Annotated in this window: 18 protein-coding genes and 1 pseudogene; 14 read left to right on the top strand and 5 right to left on the bottom strand. The window is 41.7% G+C overall.

What is annotated here, in order from left to right; translation table 11 throughout:
* Positions 1 to 20 precede the first annotated feature (20 nt).
* From AACQ38_RS07280 to AACQ38_RS07260, 5 genes and pseudogenes are all read right to left on the bottom strand, one after another.
* Positions 21 to 1,097: a phage tail sheath family protein gene (locus AACQ38_RS07280; RefSeq protein WP_011145990.1), complete on the bottom strand. Its 1,077-nt coding sequence runs from the start codon at positions 1,095 to 1,097 to the stop codon at positions 21 to 23.
* 53 nt (positions 1,098 to 1,150) lie between these two features.
* Complete coding sequence (locus AACQ38_RS07275; protein ID WP_011145991.1) at positions 1,151 to 1,600, bottom strand: phage tail protein; 450 nt, start codon at positions 1,598 to 1,600, stop codon at positions 1,151 to 1,153.
* Positions 1,601 to 2,357: 757 nt separating this feature from the next.
* Positions 2,358 to 2,654: pseudogene (locus AACQ38_RS07270) on the bottom strand (ISNCY family transposase); the annotation flags it as partial.
* A 109-nt stretch (positions 2,655 to 2,763) separates the two neighbouring features.
* On the bottom strand, positions 2,764 to 3,762 hold the full coding sequence (locus tag AACQ38_RS07265; protein WP_165577779.1) for an Rpn family recombination-promoting nuclease/putative transposase: 999 nt from the start codon (positions 3,760 to 3,762) through the stop codon (positions 2,764 to 2,766).
* Between the two features lie 493 nt (positions 3,763 to 4,255).
* Positions 4,256 to 4,507 (bottom strand): hypothetical protein, encoded by a 252-nt coding sequence (locus AACQ38_RS07260; RefSeq protein WP_242685534.1) that lies wholly within the window; start codon positions 4,505 to 4,507, stop codon positions 4,256 to 4,258.
* A 169-nt stretch (positions 4,508 to 4,676) separates the two neighbouring features.
* Here AACQ38_RS07260 and AACQ38_RS07255 point away from each other — a divergent pair, with 169 nt between their 5' ends.
* The 14 genes from AACQ38_RS07255 (at position 4,677) to pilP (ending at position 17,397) form a co-directional block, all read left to right on the top strand.
* Positions 4,677 to 5,171: a WbqC family protein gene (locus AACQ38_RS07255; RefSeq protein WP_207631803.1), complete on the top strand. Its 495-nt coding sequence runs from the start codon at positions 4,677 to 4,679 to the stop codon at positions 5,169 to 5,171.
* Between the two features lie 755 nt (positions 5,172 to 5,926).
* Entirely contained in the window at positions 5,927 to 6,904 is a 978-nt protein-coding gene (locus tag AACQ38_RS07250; protein ID WP_165577777.1) for an ABC transporter ATP-binding protein, read from the top strand.
* Between the two features lie 36 nt (positions 6,905 to 6,940).
* The gene (locus AACQ38_RS07245) at positions 6,941 to 7,753 is read left to right on the top strand and encodes an ABC transporter permease (protein ID WP_242685533.1); all 813 of its coding nucleotides are present in this window, start codon (positions 6,941 to 6,943) and stop codon (positions 7,751 to 7,753) included.
* Between the two features lies 1 nt (position 7,754).
* Positions 7,755 to 8,543 (top strand): ABC transporter permease, encoded by a 789-nt coding sequence (locus AACQ38_RS07240; RefSeq protein ID WP_165577775.1) that lies wholly within the window; start codon positions 7,755 to 7,757, stop codon positions 8,541 to 8,543.
* Positions 8,544 to 8,571: 28 nt separating this feature from the next.
* On the top strand, positions 8,572 to 8,865 hold the full coding sequence (locus AACQ38_RS07235; protein WP_165577774.1) for a glycosyltransferase family 2 protein: 294 nt from the start codon (positions 8,572 to 8,574) through the stop codon (positions 8,863 to 8,865).
* Between the two features lie 131 nt (positions 8,866 to 8,996).
* Entirely contained in the window at positions 8,997 to 9,452 is a 456-nt protein-coding gene (locus AACQ38_RS07230; protein WP_165577773.1) for a hypothetical protein, read from the top strand.
* Between the two features lie 692 nt (positions 9,453 to 10,144).
* Positions 10,145 to 10,717 carry a type 4 pilus major pilin gene (locus AACQ38_RS07225; protein WP_165577772.1) on the top strand — a complete coding sequence of 191 codons (573 nt, stop codon included), beginning with the start codon at positions 10,145 to 10,147 and terminating at the stop codon, positions 10,715 to 10,717.
* Between the two features lie 157 nt (positions 10,718 to 10,874).
* Complete coding sequence (locus tag AACQ38_RS07220) at positions 10,875 to 11,669, top strand: prepilin peptidase (RefSeq protein ID WP_011146015.1); 795 nt, start codon at positions 10,875 to 10,877, stop codon at positions 11,667 to 11,669.
* A gap of 39 nt (positions 11,670 to 11,708) precedes the next feature.
* Positions 11,709 to 12,923: a shufflon system plasmid conjugative transfer pilus tip adhesin PilV gene (gene pilV, locus AACQ38_RS07215; RefSeq protein WP_242685532.1), complete on the top strand. Its 1,215-nt coding sequence runs from the start codon at positions 11,709 to 11,711 to the stop codon at positions 12,921 to 12,923.
* A 70-nt stretch (positions 12,924 to 12,993) separates the two neighbouring features.
* Positions 12,994 to 13,518, top strand: coding sequence for a hypothetical protein (locus AACQ38_RS07210; RefSeq protein WP_011146017.1), 525 nt, complete (start codon positions 12,994 to 12,996; stop codon positions 13,516 to 13,518).
* A gap of 103 nt (positions 13,519 to 13,621) precedes the next feature.
* Positions 13,622 to 13,963, top strand: a complete 342-nt coding sequence (locus AACQ38_RS07205) for a toxin co-regulated pilus biosynthesis Q family protein (protein ID WP_011146019.1) — start codon at positions 13,622 to 13,624, stop codon at positions 13,961 to 13,963.
* Positions 13,964 to 13,967: 4 nt separating this feature from the next.
* Positions 13,968 to 15,572: a PilN family type IVB pilus formation outer membrane protein gene (gene pilN, locus AACQ38_RS07200; RefSeq protein ID WP_109791461.1), complete on the top strand. Its 1,605-nt coding sequence runs from the start codon at positions 13,968 to 13,970 to the stop codon at positions 15,570 to 15,572.
* A gap of 3 nt (positions 15,573 to 15,575) precedes the next feature.
* Positions 15,576 to 16,868 carry a type 4b pilus protein PilO2 gene (pilO2, locus tag AACQ38_RS07195; protein WP_011146021.1) on the top strand — a complete coding sequence of 431 codons (1,293 nt, stop codon included), beginning with the start codon at positions 15,576 to 15,578 and terminating at the stop codon, positions 16,866 to 16,868.
* Complete coding sequence (gene pilP / locus AACQ38_RS07190) at positions 16,855 to 17,397, top strand: type IV pilus biogenesis protein PilP (RefSeq protein ID WP_011146022.1); 543 nt, start codon at positions 16,855 to 16,857, stop codon at positions 17,395 to 17,397. The genes pilO2 and pilP overlap by 14 nt, the downstream gene beginning before the upstream one ends.

The raw sequence follows: 17,397 nt of genomic DNA, 5'->3' as shown, positions 1-17,397 counted from the left end.
AGCTGGCATGTTGCCTCCGATTATTGAGCGATGTTTTGCGTAAACTGCAAGATAATAAACTCGGCTGGACGAACCGCCGCCAGACCCACTTTGACAATCATTTTGCCCTGCTTGATATCGTCATCGGTCATGGTGAGACCTTTACCGATTTGGACGAAATAAGCTTGTTCGGCTTTATTGCCCATCAACCCGCCTTGCTGCCACAAAGTATGGAGATAGTTATCGATAGCGCTGTGGACGGCTTTCCAAGTGGGTTGGCTGTTGGGCTCAAATACCATAGCATTCATGGCATTTTTAATATTTTGCTCTGCACTGTTAAACAGGCGGCGGACCGGGATATAACGCCAGTTATCGCTGTTCTCAAGTGTACGGGCACCCCAAACCAGCGTGCCGCTCTTAGGAAAGGTACGGATCATATTCAATGCCTTGCCTTGGTTATATTGCGTTTGCAGATCATCGGTTACTGGGTATTTAGGTTGTAAGCCGCCCTGAATAGCAACGTTAGCGGGCGCTTTCCAGACCCCCCGGCTGTTATCGACACTGGCATAAATACCGGCCATCACTGCACTGGGTGGAATATCAATGGCGGCTTTATTTTCTCCCCATTCAGCGGTTAGCCAAGGGTAATAAACTGCGCCATAAGGCGTAGGGGAATAAGGCTTGAGAGCTTTTTCTGGTTCTTTTATATCGGTATCACTTTGTGGGCCGTCAAAAATGGCAAATAACCCTTTGCCCGGCTGACAAAGTTTTCCTGCCACCTCGTTAATCTCTTCTCCGGCAGCAATCAATAATGTCACATCGTCAAGTTTTGGCACTTGTGTTTCTAACTCTTTAGTTTTGACGAGATAGCAATATCCACCGCCGTTAATAAAATAGGCACGCAGTGAAACATCAAGGATATTCTTGGGATCAAATGGTTCGCCTTTTAGTGTTAAATAGTTCATCCAACTACTAACACGAATATAGGGTTTATCTGATATTAATGAACTGTTGTTTGTAATAGCAAAGACTGGTACTGCCGTTGCACTGGAACGAACGGAGAGTGCGGGTGAAGCGTCCTCTTCAATATAAACGCCGGGATAGGAATATGTTGGCATGTTGCCTCCAATTATTGTGCAATATTTTTAGTAAACAGCTTTATAAATGAGTCTTAAGCCGCTTGAATAGTGACTCGATCTGCGGTCAGGCTAATTTCCTGAACCGCGACTTCATTGCTGGTGGCATCAAAAGCAGGAGCGGTTAATGAAGTTGGGAAGGCATTTGCCACGCTCCAGGTCATCAGGATTTCAGTGCCGGCTTCGTTGGTTAAACTAATTGAAATATCTTTTTTCTCGACCTGATTAAGTTGAATAGAATTAAGCCAATCAAAAAGTTTAGTATCACCGGAGAAGACACCTTTACGCAGCGTAATATTGATCGCCTGACGTTGGCCGGGCATTTTATAATAATTACCGGTGCCGTCTTTATATTCGATGACGTCATGAGAAATATCGAGCCCGGAAACACTGTTAAAGGGGACTTTCTCATCACCGATTGAGACAACAAACCGATAAGTAGGGATTGGATATTCAACAGCGATTTGTTCTGGAGTTGTAGACATGATTTATTCCTTGATTGGTTATTTACGTTTAAAAGATAAACAAAGCGTTATAGCCTTGTTTTGATTAATACTGAGGTTTTGATTCGCTCCGAGCTATGGCTATAGCTACCGCAGCAACCTGCCTTATGGCGGTTATTATTTATGCTGAAAAGATTTATTTCGCGATTATTTAGTTCGCATTTAATAAAGCGGCCTGATTATAAGTAATGAATATTTTTAGGGAATATTAATTAATAGTGTGTGATAATTATTAATTGGTATGGTAGGAGTTACTCATTTTAGATATTAAGCGCGGTTTTATTTGGCTTTGGGGATAGGAAAATTATGAATGAATGATTATTTTCTATTTTGTCGATTAATTGATGATCAAAAGAGTGAGTGGAAAAGATCGTATTGAGCCTATGGTTTGCTTTTTTATGAACTCTGTTCGGATGCAAAAATCAATAATAAACGGTTACATCAGGCGCATGAACATCAAGGTTTTGACGAAACAGAACAAGTTATTTTGTTTCCGCAAACAGCTCACCTAATCGCATTCCCCATACTTTTAAGGTGTCATTTCTCTCCCTATATACCCTTCATCTTTCAAGCTGCTGCTTTGTTGGCTGCGTTCACTTACCCCAGTCACATAGTTATCTATGCTCCTGGGGATGCGTTCTCTTGCCGCCGCGCTGCAACTTGAAATCTATTGGGTATAAATAAGAACAAAAATGCCGATTTTGAATATCGGCATTTTGCTGTAAAAGAGAAGATTAATTTAATGCTTTAACGTTTCAATTTTATCCCGGCTCAGTCCGGTACTGGTGACAATAATGTCCAAACTCACGCCATGCCGTAATAAGGCACGAGCCGTTTCCAGTTTACCTTCCGCTCGGCCTTCCTCTCGGCCTTGCACAATACCTTGCTCAATACCTTGTTCAATACCCTGCTCAATACCTTGCTCAATACCCTGCTCAATACCTTGCTTGATACCTCGCTCAAGCCCTTTTTGTTCAAGCTGTTCTGCAATAGTCATCAACATCGTTTCATGCTCCGGAGATTGCTGTTTCAGTCTGACCGGTTTCAGCTTCGCCGGGCAAACGTAAAAGTAACCATCATCCTGAATAAGAACAAAAATGCCGATCTTAAATATCGGCATTTTGCTGTACAAAGAGAAGATTAATTTAATGCTTTAACGTTTCAATTTTATCCCGGCTCAGTCCGGTACTGGTGACAATAATGTCCAAACTCACGCCATGCCGTAATAAGGCACGAGCCGTTTCCAGTTTACCTTCCGCTCGGCCTTCCTCTCGGCCTTGCACAATACCCTGCTCAATACCTTGTTCAATACCCTGCTCAATGCCTTGCTCAATACCTTGCTCAATACCTTGCTCAATGCCTTGCTTGATACCTCGCTCAAGCCCTTTTTGTTCAAGCTGTTCTGCAATAGTCATCAACATCGTTTCATGCTCCGGAGATTGTTCAATCAGTTGATGGACAAATTGTGAGAGATCCGGCGTATGTCCATTCAGTAAAATATAGCGTAACACCACATTGCGCTGCTCAGTTGTATTATACCCCGCATTCAAGAGTTCCACCAATTGGAGGAGCCATTCCTGCATATCCCGGCAGCGAATATGTTTTTGCACCAGCTCCATCAGGGCTACCCCTTTATGCGTCAGGATCTCTTCATCGCTGAGCACACTGACGTCCACCAACGGAAACGCCTGACGGTATAAGCGAGCCGCCTGTTCGGGGAGCGTGAAACAATCCAGCCACCGGTTTGAGTAAGGATACGGCCGAATCTCACCATGATAAAACAGCAGAGGTGCCACCAACGGGAGTTCAGTATGGCCTTTTTTCAGGTGAGCCGCCATGGCTAACATGGCATAATACATCAGCCGCCAGGCCATTAACGGGTCAGGGGTGGACTGATGTTCAATCAGGCAATAGATATAGCCCTGTCCCCGGGCCGTTTCGACCGAGTACAACACATCACTGTGCAGTTGACGTAAATGCTCATCCACAAAACTGCCGGGCTCCAGTTTCAATGTAGCTAAGTCACACAACGACTGGATTTCTTCGGGCAGATAAAGGGATAGAAACTCTCTGGCCGTTTCAGGCTGCGTTAAAAAATATTTGAATAATCCGTCATGGTGAGGCCGTTTTTCTTTCTTTGCCACAATCTGTTTCTCTGTCTTATTAGTTAGTCATTACCATTTATAGTATTTCTACCAAGCTACAAAAAACATCTTCCCATATTTTCTCAGGCAAATCTTTACCGAATGCATTAATAGAAGAGCCTAAAGAATCAAATATCAGAAAAGGAAAAACGAGAAAATATTATATTTACAACAACTACTTTATGAAAGCCATTCATTTCAATCAGTTTTTAACTTGCATTCGAATAATGATAATCCTTTTGTCAAAATATCGATTACTTATATTTCCGTTAATCTTGGATGTTCAGATCGCAAAAATTTGTCTGAGTTCTTTCCAGATGATTACTTATTTTGAAGTGTTATTTAGGCAGCAACAAAATCTCTGCTTCAATTTCAGGAAATTCTGTTAGATCTTTATGTATTAAAGATTTCCCATGTGTAATGTTGAGTGACATAAAATAGGCCAAAATCCTCTTTATTTTGCAGGATGTTGTTGACGTAATAATAATTTATTTTATCTTTTCCGGCTAAATCGGGCCATTCCTGGTTTTTGTGGATTGGAAACGAATCCGGGATTTCCAGCGCCGGGTTTCCAGCTTGCTTTCATTTTTGCGCCAATACTATTATAGAATTGCTCCAGTTCATCGATATTATTGGCAATTGTCCATTTCCCTTTACTGACGATAGCAACCGGAAATTCGCCGGGTTCAGCAACGGCTTTAACAATTCCCCCGCGTTCCTTTATCTCTTTTTTTTCTTTATCCATCGCAAAAGCAGGATAGCTTACTTGAGGACCATGCCTGATAACATTATGTTCTATACCCTATGGATTTCAAGTTGCCTATTTGTTGGCTGCACTCACTCACCCCGGTCACATCGTTATCTATGCTCCCGGGGATTCGCTCTCTTGCCGTCGCGATGCTTCTTGAAATCTATTGGGTATAAAGGGATTTTATGATAACTATAATTCAGCAATGTATTTTAATGATATATTCCCATTTTTAGAGGAGGTATACCGAAGAGAGTGGATACACGTATCTGAAATAAATTATATCATGCTAAAGTGGGTTATTAATTTTTTGAAGTCAGATGTAATGGTCATAAAGTCTTCAGTGCTGGGATTATGTAGCATGAAAAACGATTTGTTAATTGATATTTGCAAGATCATAGGAGCAACAGAGTATATTGCTGGTAAATATGGGTATGAAAATTATTTAGATCGTCAACTTTTTGAAAAGAATGATATAAGTATAAGGCCAATAGAATGGAATTGTCCTATTTATACACAATGTTATGAAAATGAAGGTTTTATTCCTAATCTATCGATATTTGATTTACTTATGAATTATGGCTCGGATTCAAAAAGCATCTTGCTCCAAGGTGGTACATTGGAACATGTTACACGGTGCGACACCGATGATTCAGGGTAATTGTCTTACGTAGTATTTGCTACAGTCGCCCAGTACGGTTACCTCACAGCAAAACTGCGCTGGCACAGGACATCATCATGATGTTTATCCCATGTTTTGTGAGTCGTTTTCTGCATTATTTCCGGTTAGAGATTTGTTTTGATCTGGTAATTAATCAGATCGCTCAATTCAGACTGAGTTCCCTTCATGTGATTTATTATTTTGAATAGCTATTTAGCCCGTTTTGCTAACAGAGGACTCTTGTTTAATCGATATAATCTGCGATAGCTCACAATATTGGCGCATGTTGGGGTATTATCTTCAATAATTAATTGGAGAAGAGTAAAGTTATTGTGTGTTAGTGAATAAATGCGGAATTTAGAGAATGTGAATCAATCAGTGTTACTATTAGTGTAGTGGGGATGGTTAATAAGTTGGGGCGGATAATGTGGAGGATCCTTGCCCATAACTCTAGATGTACCAGAAAGATTACGCCAGTGTCAGACTCTTTTAATCTGATATCAGGTAAACATTAACGCTTAATAAAGGGTGAATGTAGAAAAGTTTTATGAGCAGCAGTAAATGATGTTAAACATAGGTAAGAACGGGGTTTGCTTCTGATCGGTTTAAAATTCGTCAGACAAATAAAGGTGTGAGTCAGCGGATTTCATCAAGGTTCGTGGAAGGTCGTATCATAGATGATAAAGTTGTAATCTACCCGTCAATGTCAACATTAACAGAAGCTTTGTAAACGGAAGGCATTCATTATAAAAATCATGCAAATAATAGATGTAAAAAATTTAACCAAAGTGTATAAATATCATGAAAAAGAACCCGGTTTTATGGGTTCAATTAAGTCATTAATTAATAGGAAATATGAATATAACAGTGCTGTTAATAATATTTCTTTAAAAATTAATAAAGGTGAATTCGTAGGGGTAATTGGTCTCAATGGGGCTGGAAAAACAACCACGCTTAAAATGTTAAGTGGATTACTTACACCAACAAGTGGAACGGCTATAGTTTGGGAGGAAGTACCTTGGGAGCGTTCTTTGAGATACCGGAACAAAATCTCTATGGTGATGGGGAATAAAATTCAATTGATATGGGATTTGCCACCTATGGACTATTTTGGCCTGCTTAAAGATATCTATAATATTTCCAAAAATGATTTTAATAACAGAGTAAATAAACTTTCAGAATTGTTGGATGTTACAGATTTGTTGAAGGTTCAAACGAGAAAGCTATCGTTAGGAGAAAGAATGAAAATGGAATTAATTGGTGCAACATTGCATAATCCGGAAATTTTGTTTATGGACGAACCAACGATTGGTTTAGATATTTTTGCTCAAAAAAATATTAGAGCTTTTCTGCGGGAGTATAATAAGACCTATCAAGCGACGATCTTGTTAACAAGTCACTATCTTGAAGATATAAAAGAATTGTGTGATCGATTGATCATTCTTCATCAGGGCGTTATTATTTATGATGGAAAAACGATTGATATCATTAATTCATTTAGTCGCTATAAATATATAAAGATGAAATTAAAGAATGCGGTCACTAATGGGGAACTTGAACTATTCGGTGAAATTACGAATCAAGATGATTTAGAAGTTACACTGAGAATTGACCGTGAAAGAGTACCACAAACAGTAGCAAATATTCTAGAAAAATTCTTAGTCGAAGATCTAAATGTGGAAGAGTTATCAATGGAAGATATCATTTCTAAGGTGTATTCGAAAGACGAATAAAAATAAAAAACCTCAAGAGTTGAGATGGAGGTCTATATGGTTAATAAGTTGTCGATAAGAAAATATCTACATGTTTCTTATATCACTTGGCAAAAGGGCATTGAATATCGTTTTAGTGTATTTTATATGATTATTGAAGCGTTAATTCCAGCGATTGCAATGATTTTCTTGTGGAAGGCCATTTATGTAAATGGTGATACGTTGGAGGGATATACATTTTCTGAGTTGGTTATGTATTTTATCGGTGCCAGGCTTATTAATTATTTTGTATGGTATGCAATTGATTGGAAGTTGCATGAGCAAGTTCATGAAGGAAACCTTAGTACTCTATTACTAAAACCTGTAGATGTGCAAATCTATTATTTTTGGGAAATGATCGGAGATCGATTGGTTAATGTTATCTTAGGCGCTGTTCCACTCGTATTGTTGACGGTTATATTTGGAAGTTATTTTGATTTCCAACTATCTGTTTATAATCTATTTTTGGGTTTCTTGTCTATTATCCTGTCTTGTATCTTGTGGTTTTTAGTATCTTGGACGATTGGTTGCTATGTCTTTTGGACTCAAAAGGCAGATATGATTTTATTTGTGAAGGAAATAGTTATCATGAGCTTGGCTGGAATATTTTTCCCAATAGATATTCTTCCCTCAAATATTGTCGCAGTCATTGATAAAACTCCCTTTCCATATCTTGCATATTTCCCGTTAAGAGTATTACTTACTGATATGGATGAGATCAATGTGATATCTGGATTAATCATACAGGCTATTTGGTGTCTTATATTCTTCTTTTTAGGAAGGATAGTTTGGAAACAAGGATTGAAAAAGTATGTAGAGGTAGGAGGGTAACATGTTTCGATATCTAAAACTTATGAAAAAAATTCTGATGTTAAGTCTGCAACAAGATATGGAATTTCGTCCTAATTTTATCGCAGCAGTCTTTTCGTCATTATTATGGATTTTGGTCCCTATTATTCTTTTTAAAGCCATTTATGGGCATGTTGATAGTATTGCAGGCTGGGCATGGGAAGATATAATTATATTACTGGGTACTTACGTCATTATTGATTCTGTGATGATGGGATTATTGATAAACAATATGGGGGAGCTTCAAGATGATATTATAGAAGGAAAGCTTGATACTTATTTGACCAAGCCAATCGATTCTCAATTTTATGCATCTTTTAGGAGAATTGACTTCCCACAATTAACAAACACAATCAGCGGTGTGTTTATTGTTATGTATGGATATTATTCTGCTTCATTCAGCTTTCATTTTATCAATTTACTTCTGTATATTTTGTTTTTACTGACTGGAATGATAACGTACTATAGTATTTGGTTTATTTGGACTGCTACTTCGTTTTGGTGGCCTAGCAACGAACACAGAGATTCTTTGTTTTTAAATAATATTATTATTGCGCGTTTTCCTATTGATATCTTTAATGGAGGGTTCGGTTTTATTTTTAAGATGATGGTTCCTCTGGCATTAATTGCGAATCCTGCTGCTATGGCGTTAATTGGAAATGTTGGATGGGAATTAGGGATAATATCAGTTTTCATTTCGATTTTTTTCTTAATCCTATCAAGGATAATTTGGCAATTGGGATTAAAATCATATTCCAGCACTGGTAGTTGAGAGAAGGTTGAGAAAGGAGGGATGTATAATGTATCAGGTATATGCAAGTGTTCTTATCATTACGAGGAATAAGCCAGAACGTCTTGAGATTACGTTACAATCCCTTGTAAATCAAGAGGCAACGGAAGCTCCATTTGAGGTAGTTATTATTGATGATGGTTCTGATATTGACTTACGTGTAATAACAGATAAATTTGTAAATCATCTGGCAATTCAATATATAAAAATGGTACATCAAGGAATTGCTGTTGCGAGAAACAGGTTTTTTGTGTACTGGATATCAACAAGCAAGAGATTTTTGTCAGCTTCTTATTCAAGATGAAATTCTGCGTATGAAAATGAGAGAGAATGCCAAAAAGCGCGGAGTAACGTTTGATCGTCATATAATGGGAAGATTATATGATCAAGTGTATGTTAATTTAGCAGAATTAAATAAATATTAAAGGTGAATAGATGAGTAAACATATTGATTTTATAGGTAATTATTTTGAACATTTAGGTCCATATGATTGTTTCTTTAATGCACTTGTTTATTGGATGGAATATCATAATATATGTACTAATGAGCTTCATACGTTTAACTTGGATATTTCTTATCATTCGCCAACAGGAATTTTTTCTGGAAGTGCCGAACCACATATATTTTTCATGTTTTTACGAGAATTTTTTCATATAGAAACAAATGTATATTATTTACAAGAGTTAAATGAAATTCCACTAAATGAACTTTTTATTTTAGAATCCAATTCATATTTTTTTCCAAATGAATTGGATTATTATCAGAAAGCAGATCACACTAAATATACCCGTTATCTTTCAAGTTGCTTCTTTGTTGGCTGCATTCACTCACCCCGATCACATAGTTTGCTATGCTCCCGGGGATTCACTCTCTTGCCGTCGCGATCATAGGATATATATTGTTTTTGTAATTCAGGTTAGGTAATTAATAGCGTTATTTTCTATTTATCTGATCAACTTATGATCATGATGTGTATTTTGTTCTGTTATTTAAAAGATGAGCTAGTGTTATTTGGCTTTAATTGAATATTTAATTCCCTATTGCCTTTCTCGATAGACTTTCTGGATAAATAACTAGCAAAAATTCTTTGTCGGCATTTAAAAAAGCCTTGGTTATTGAAAGGTGTTTTTCTTTAGCAAAGAACGCTGTTGTATGTCCTATTTTTACGAAAATGTGATCTGTGACAGCTTGGTACAACAGTAAGTCTTAACAACAAGCTAATTTTATATATAAAAAATATTTACAAATTGTTATTTTCCGCTGATTGGCAGAATAAAATCCATTGATTTTTTAATGAGCTGTATCATTAGTTTTAATCGATGTTTGCGATCTAAATTAATAAATTTGATAGTTTTTATCGATCAATTGCGTGATTTTTGAACGATTTAAACAATTTTATTTTCTAAATGATAACTTATAGTATTAATTTCATAATGAAATATTAAAGTTTTATAAATATTTTTATCAACGAAATCATAACGTAAATGTTTTATTTCTTTTGTAAGTATGTGAGTGATTCATCGGCAAAAGTTCTTAAGAACGAGTTGTAACACATCTATTTTTCGATTTTGGAGTTGTCAGCATGAATAAGAAAGTCAATGTATTGCGTGGTGCCAAGCGTCAATTAGGTTTTACGCTGATTGAAGCATTAGTTGTGATGATTGTTGGTATTGTGATATTAGCCGCCGCCGCCGCGGGGATTGGTAAGTTGTTTCGGGCTTCGGAAATCTCAACAGAATCGTCGAATATTACTCAGATGGCCGCAAATTTGAAGTCAATTAAAAATGGTGCCAAAGGCTATGACAGTTTGGATAACAAAATTGCTATTAATTACAAAGTGGTGCCGACCAATATGACTCAGGATGGTAAGTCCGGGATTATTTTTAATAGTTGGAATGGCAAGGTAACCATTTCTCCGGGAGATACCACCGCTCAGACTTTTAAGATTGAGTATCAAAATGTGCCTGATGAGGCTTGCCAGCAACTTTCGCTGAAATTGCGAGTGGCGGGTTGGTCGAAAATGACCGTGGGTGGTGGAGGTGGGAAAGGGCAACAGTCAGCCACGGAAATTAAATCAGATTCGACTTTGGCGCAAATTGAAGCGGCATGTAATGCCAATGATGAGAATACCGTGACGCTGGTTTCTGCCAGTTAGGACGTTGATTGATGTCTTGATATGACGTGTGGCTTGGCAAGCTTAGTGAAGGCTTTTCAAGCTGCATTTTCTTGGTGAGGGAAGTAGCTGGTTTCTCTGGTTCTGTTGTTGTTTCCCTTATCCAATCGTTGTGTGCTGAATCTGCCGGGAGATCATCATGATGATAGGGTGGTTGCAATCTTCTACTGGGTGTTTGGTGCTGGCATCAGGGTTGCTAGGGTTGTGCGTCGGAAGTTTTCTTAATGTGGTGATCTGTCGCCTGCCGATGATGATTTTCTCTGAAATCAATAATGAGGTTGCCAGCTTTAATCTCTGTTTTCCCCGTTCCCATTGTCCACGTTGCAGCCACGTGTTAGCGGCCCGCGATATCATTCCCCTGTTGAGCTATTTGCACCAAAAAGGGCTCTGTCGATACTGTAAAGGTGTGATTTCTATACGTTATCCACTGGTTGAAGGCGCGGTAGCGGTGCTCTTTTCCTTACTGGCTTTGGAGTTGGGGTGGAGTTATTCGTTGTTGGGGTTTTTAGTGCTCAGTTCGATGTTGGTCGTACTGGCGGTAGTCGATTTCGAATATCTGCTGCTGCCCGATCAACTGACACTTTCTTTGTTATGGCTAGGGTTGCTGTTTAATTTGCCATCCGCCGGTTTTGTCGCGCTGCCTTTGGCTGTCGTTGGCGCAGTTTGTGGGTATCTGTTTTTCCGGCTGGTTGAGTGGATCGCCCGGCGATTGACTCGGCGTGATGCATTAGGCATGGGAGATGCCAAGTTTCTGGCGGCGCTCGGTGCCTGGCTGGGGTTGGAAGCGCTTCCAGTTGTGATTTTGCTGGCGGTGGAGTTCACGCTGGTAAGTTATCTGGCAATGCGGTGGTTACGCAGAATTAAAACACCACAGATACCTTTCGGGCCGGGTCTGGCAGTGGCTGGATTAATTGTCGCGCTTTGTCATCGGTAGCTAGCCGTGGTGCTGCTTTATAAATAAGAAGGGCTGTTTATGCATGATGGTAAGTCTGTATCTGTATTGATGATACGCCGCCGTAATGCCGGTTTCACTCTGTTGGAAGTGACGATTGCACTCATGGTACTGGCGTCAATGATGGTGGTTGGTGTGATTTATCTGAATAGGCAGAGTGACATGTTGGTAAATCAGGTGGTAGCCGGGCAAATCCAGCACCTCGGCGATGCCGTGGTGGATTATGTCAATAATAATTACACCGCTTTAACTCATGGGCCCACGTCGGCACCAATCCATTGGGCGGAGATGCGCCCTTATTTGCCACCCGGATTGGATCAAAATACGGTCAATCCGCTTGGTCAGAAATATGATGGCGTATTACGTGTCGTTGTGCTGCCTAATGGCAAAAAACGCATCGATCCGCTGATTTACACCGTTCCAGCAATAGAAGGCGGAAAACAGCCGGATGTGGCGGAACATGCAATGAAAATCGTGCAATTGATTGGCGTTGGCGGCCTCTATCTCGATTACCAAGATCGTGACAGTAACAATCCAGTCACTTATTGGAACAGTTATGGTCAGGTCAATGTACCGGAATCTTTTGCCGGTTTTTTCAATCAACAACCTACTGAAATTGGGCGCATTTTTTACGCCCCATTTGTTAGAGATACATCAACTTATGGTCCCGGTACTTTGGCCGGTGATTTGCTTCATCGGCAAAAAATAGATGGGCATCCAGAGTGGAATAAGATGGAGACCAGCATCAACATGAGTGGCAATCGCCTTGATCAGGTCGATACGCTGTCGATGCAAGGAACCGGTATGGTTGAGGGGGTGAATAAGGTCGCTTTCGCTTCCCGTTTTCAGCAAAAACAATCTTATATCGCGCAAGGTAATGATGGTGCAATGGTTGTTAATCCAACACATGGCACGTTGTTTATTTTGGATGGTAATGCTAATCCCGCGAGGAAAGGCACCTTGGCTGCCGGTGATGTTCATGCAGATAAAAACGTGGTTGTTGGTAATAACTTGGTGATAAGTACGAAAACAGGCAGTTTTGCCGGTGGGGGATGTCCAGCGTTAGGTAGTGTATCCATGAGTAAACAGGGAGAGTTGTTGATTTGCCAGCATGCGGGTTTTGGTATCCCAATTTTGCAATGGAAAGATGCCGCAGGGCAGAAGGCAGAGGACGGAGTATGGAAAGATAGAGGACGGAAAATAGAGTACGGAATACAGGGTATAGGGAACGGCTGATTGGCTGTGTTCAATGTTGATTTTTCTGGTGGGTGGATTTTTACGTTTTTAAATTTGCAGGAGAACGAGAATGTGGCCATTAGCGATTGTTAGCGTTGTCGTTGTGTTTTTTATGCAATTGATTTTTGGTCAGTTGTTGCATGAAGTGCGTGTGCAGTCAGTGCGTGCCAGGACCGATGTCGCAGCGCTGTTTCGTAGTTATGCTTCAGCCGGTGTGCAATTACTTGATCATCATGCTCAAGGAAAGGTCAGGCGTCGGAATATGCAGCAGGCATTAACCACTTTGCATATGGAGTGGGTAAACACCGATGCTTGGTGTGACAATTTTTCCAGTCAATGTCTCTGGGGGGGATTTATTTCAGGGGCTCATGTCTATATTTTCCGCAAAAATATCAGTGCCGGTGACAATGTGTTGTTGCACGGGGCTTTCGCGGAATTGCTGAGATGGGGAGCAGAACCCGATCAAATCGGTTTCAAGCGTGGCTCTTGGCTTATCGATGGCAAGGGAAAACGCATAGAAAACCAACTTGCCAGACGATTACCGGGTGATGTTCGGGAATTTGTTTCTGACGGGGCGCTGGTGGAAATATTGTAGCTGGTGGAAATATTGTGGTTGCTATTCCGCAAGCGGGCTTTCTTTGGGCAACTGACCCATTAATGGGTTGTTTGGCTGCTGATTTTCCTTTGGAGAAAGATCGATGAATAAATTAATCGCATCTGTTTTTATGGCGCTTGTCTCTCTGTCAAATGTCGCCGTTTACGCCACACCAGTGCCAACATCGGTTCCTCTGGCGGTAGTGTGGACAGCAACGTCGGGGCAAACGCTGCGTGATGTTATACAAGTGTGGGCCAGTAGGTCCGGTTATGAGGTGGTGTGGGATGCCTCCTATGATTTTCCGATCCGGGCTAATCTGCGTTTCAGTGGCACGTTCATTCAGGCGGTGAGTGCGTTGTTCGACGCTTACACAATGGCGAATCGTCCTTTCAGCGTCGATATTTATCAGGAACAGCGGCTTGTCCATGTACAGGCTCAGGGGTAATAACATGGCTATTCAGTTTTTGACGTTTTACAGATGGTTGTTGTTGCCCTGCGTAGCCGCTGGACTGTCAGGTTGTGCAGCAATCGAGAAGGTCGATCAGCAGGCAGATACCGAGATGGCGCAAGCGACTGAGATTATTAAAGGATTACGTAATAGTGCCGCCGCAATGTCGGTACATGTGCATGAACATGGTTATTGGGTGTCAACTAAGGAGATCCCCTCGAAGAAGGAGAGTGAAACCGTCTCTTGCCGGTTGACCCTTGAGGAAGCTGAGCCAATTACCTTGGGTGAGTTTGCAGATAAGATCAAACGTATTTGCGGTGTACCGGTGGTGATCAGCGCCGATGCCCGGCTTGCTGTCTATCCCGGTTCGGCATCGGGTGAAAGAGGGAGTGAACGAGGTGTTGTGGTGGTCAATTCAGGCACACAGCCGGTATCTGGAGAGGGGGAGCCGGAAGTGTTGAAAATTCATGTGAATTGGCATGGATCGCTAGTGGGGTTGCTCGATTCGGTTGTTTCGTCGTCCGGTTTGCATTGGAAAGTACATAATGGTGCAGTGCATATTTTCAAAACAGAGACGCGGGTGTTTCAAATATATGCATTGCCGGGTACGGATGCATTGTCTTCCAGCGTGACCGCGACGACGAGTGCGACGTTCGGTAGTGGCGTAAGTGAGGGCGATAGTGGTAATAGCGGTAGTACTCAAACCCTGGCAACTTCTTTGACCCGTTCGGTGATGGATGAGATCCAAAAAACGGTATCAGCCATGCTGACGCCGGGGGAAGGTAAGCTAACGCTATCAATGGCGACAGCATCGCTGGCGGTAACCGATTCGCCCGAAGTACTCGATAGGATTAAGGATTACATTGATCAACAGAATAAATTGCTGACCACGCAGGTGGTGCTTAATGTCAAGATCCTGAATCTGACTTTCGATCGTGCTGATCAGTATGGTGTCGATTGGTCGCTAGCTTATAAAAGTGCTCGTATAGGATTGAGTAATGAGAGTGGGAATAGTGTTATTGATGACGGCGGAGTCAGTACCAATATTCATATCCTCAAAGGACCATTCAGTGACAGCGCTTTGCTAATTAAGGCGTTATCAGCGCAAGGCAAAGTATCCATAGTGACTCAACCCTCGGTGACTACGTTGAATTTGCAGGCAGTACCGATGCAGGTGGCAACTCAGACCGGTTATGTTGCATCCATTTCCAATACTTCAACGCCACAAGTCGGTACTTCGGTGGGGATTGAGCCCGCAACAGTGACGACGGGTTTTAATATGTTGATGCTGCCTTATGCTATGGCTGATAAGCAAATATTGTTGCAGTACAACATTAGCTTGAGCGATTTAAAGAGGCTGGAGAAATTTGGCAAGGAAGAGACCGGTCAGGTGCAGTTGCCGACGATAGATTTACGCGCATTCAGTCAGAAGGTACGGCTGCATTCAGGTGAAACGCTGGTGTTATCAGGGTTCGAGCAACAGTCAGATACCAGTGATCGCAGTGGTTTAGGTAGCCCGGATAATCAGCTCTTGGGAGGGAGCCGTCAGGGTAAAAGGAATCATAATGTGATCGTGGTCATGATTACGCCTATAGTGGTAGATTAAAAGATGACCGAAATAGGCGTGGAGCATGTCATGCAAATCAAGTTATATGGTAAGACTCTGGTGGCTGGCATCATCTGGCGGCCACCGGTAGCTGTACTGGCGCGGGCTAACATGCGCAGAAATGGGATTGCAGCGGGGTTTACCCTGGCCGTTCGCCATCGTGTTGGACGAGGTGTTCAGGTTGGTTATGCGCCGAAGGAGGCAGGAGAACCCGGTTATTATTCATTGGCTGCTGTTTTGGCTAAAGTGGTGGATAAATCTAACTGGATCGGCGCGTTTCGTTTGTCTGATGCGTGTTATGCGTTAGTGGCAGTACATCAGGGTGCAATCATGGCTGGACGTGATTTGATCGGAACGCGCGAAGAGATCGAGACGAAGTTGCGTGAGACGGTGCAGTTAGTAGAGGACGCTAATGGGGTGTGGCATGCCATCTATGCACCGAAGGAGTTTGAATCGCTGTGGCCGGAGATGCCATTAGAGCAGCTATTATCGAAATCGATATTGAAAAAGTCTGTCGGTCAGCTAGAAAGTTTAACCGGTGAAATGTCGAAGTATCAAATTAAGCTCTTTGCCATGACCACCGGTTTAACACTTTTGTTGGGGGGCGGTTGGTGGATGTGGCATACCTATAAGCAGAATAGGGTGGTGGAAGTGCCGGATTTACCCCGTGAGGTGGTGGAAACCCTACCACCGCATCCGTGGCTTGCACAACCGCAAATGGCACGGCAATTCTCTATATGGAAGAGAGTGTTAGCCAGAGTGCCCTTGTCGCTGGCAGGTTGGCAGGTTGAATCGATAAGTTTGGATACTGATACAGTTTCCGTGAGTTATCAACGTCATGAAGGCATGCCGATCAATATTTTTCAGGTTGCTGCCATCAATATTTTCCGGGCTGGTCCGGTGATCTCCAATGGGGGAGAACAGGCACAGGTATTGATACCGATTGAGCAGCAGAGTGAGGATCAGGCAGATAATGATGATGTATTGCAGTCGTCCGATCAGGCGTTGATTGAATTGATCTCTTATTTTCAGGCGCTAGATTTGCCCCCTCCGGTTTTGACTGAGAGTGCTTCCGTTTTGCCACCACCACCGCCTCCCAGAGCAGAGGGAGAGACACAGGTGTGGGCCAATCCCGATTGGCAGACTTATAGTTGGACGCTCTCTTCTCAGTTACCTCCAGATGCTTTGTTTTCAGGTAAGCCTTTTCCTGGATTGAGGGTCACTAGTGCCAAAGTGGTGTTAGCTGATGGTTTTCCTCAGTGGGAACTCAATGGAGTTTTCTATGCAAAAAATTAGTCAGTTTATGATCAGTCTGTTGATGGTGCCGGTATTTTCGTTGGCATATGCACAAGTATCATCCACTGAGCGTTCAGCAATTCAAGCGAAACCTGTTGCACAGAAACCGGTATTGTCAGAGGTGACGGCGAACAATAGCGTTGCGGCGCAGTTGGAGAAATTACAGACAGATTTGATGTTACTTAGAGCCGAAACTGCAAGGGCAAATGCGCAGGCTGAACTCGATAAAATTTCCAGAATCGTGAATAGAGGCAGTGCTGTTAATAACGATTTGCCTTTAGTTAAGTCAATCTTTGGACGTAACGGTGGGTTGATTGCCACGCTCCGGTTTCGTTTGGGGGGCATTATGGATGTGAAAGCGGGTGATTGGTTACCGAATGGTTATAAGGTGATCCGCATTAATACGGGGGTGGTGACTTTTGCTAAACAAGGACGATGCTATGACGTGGGCCTTACCGCAACTAACGATGCATCGTTGTTGGATAGTCTTGATTTTATGGTAGCGCCACCGTTGCCGTTAAGTCGTTAA

The sequence above is a fragment of the Photorhabdus sp. RW14-46 genome (assembly GCF_963887965.1).
Taxonomy (GTDB): Bacteria; Pseudomonadota; Gammaproteobacteria; order Enterobacterales; family Enterobacteriaceae; genus Photorhabdus; species Photorhabdus laumondii.
The sequence above is the reverse complement of the archived record's forward strand: the minus strand, read 5'-3'. Positions and strand labels throughout refer to the sequence as shown.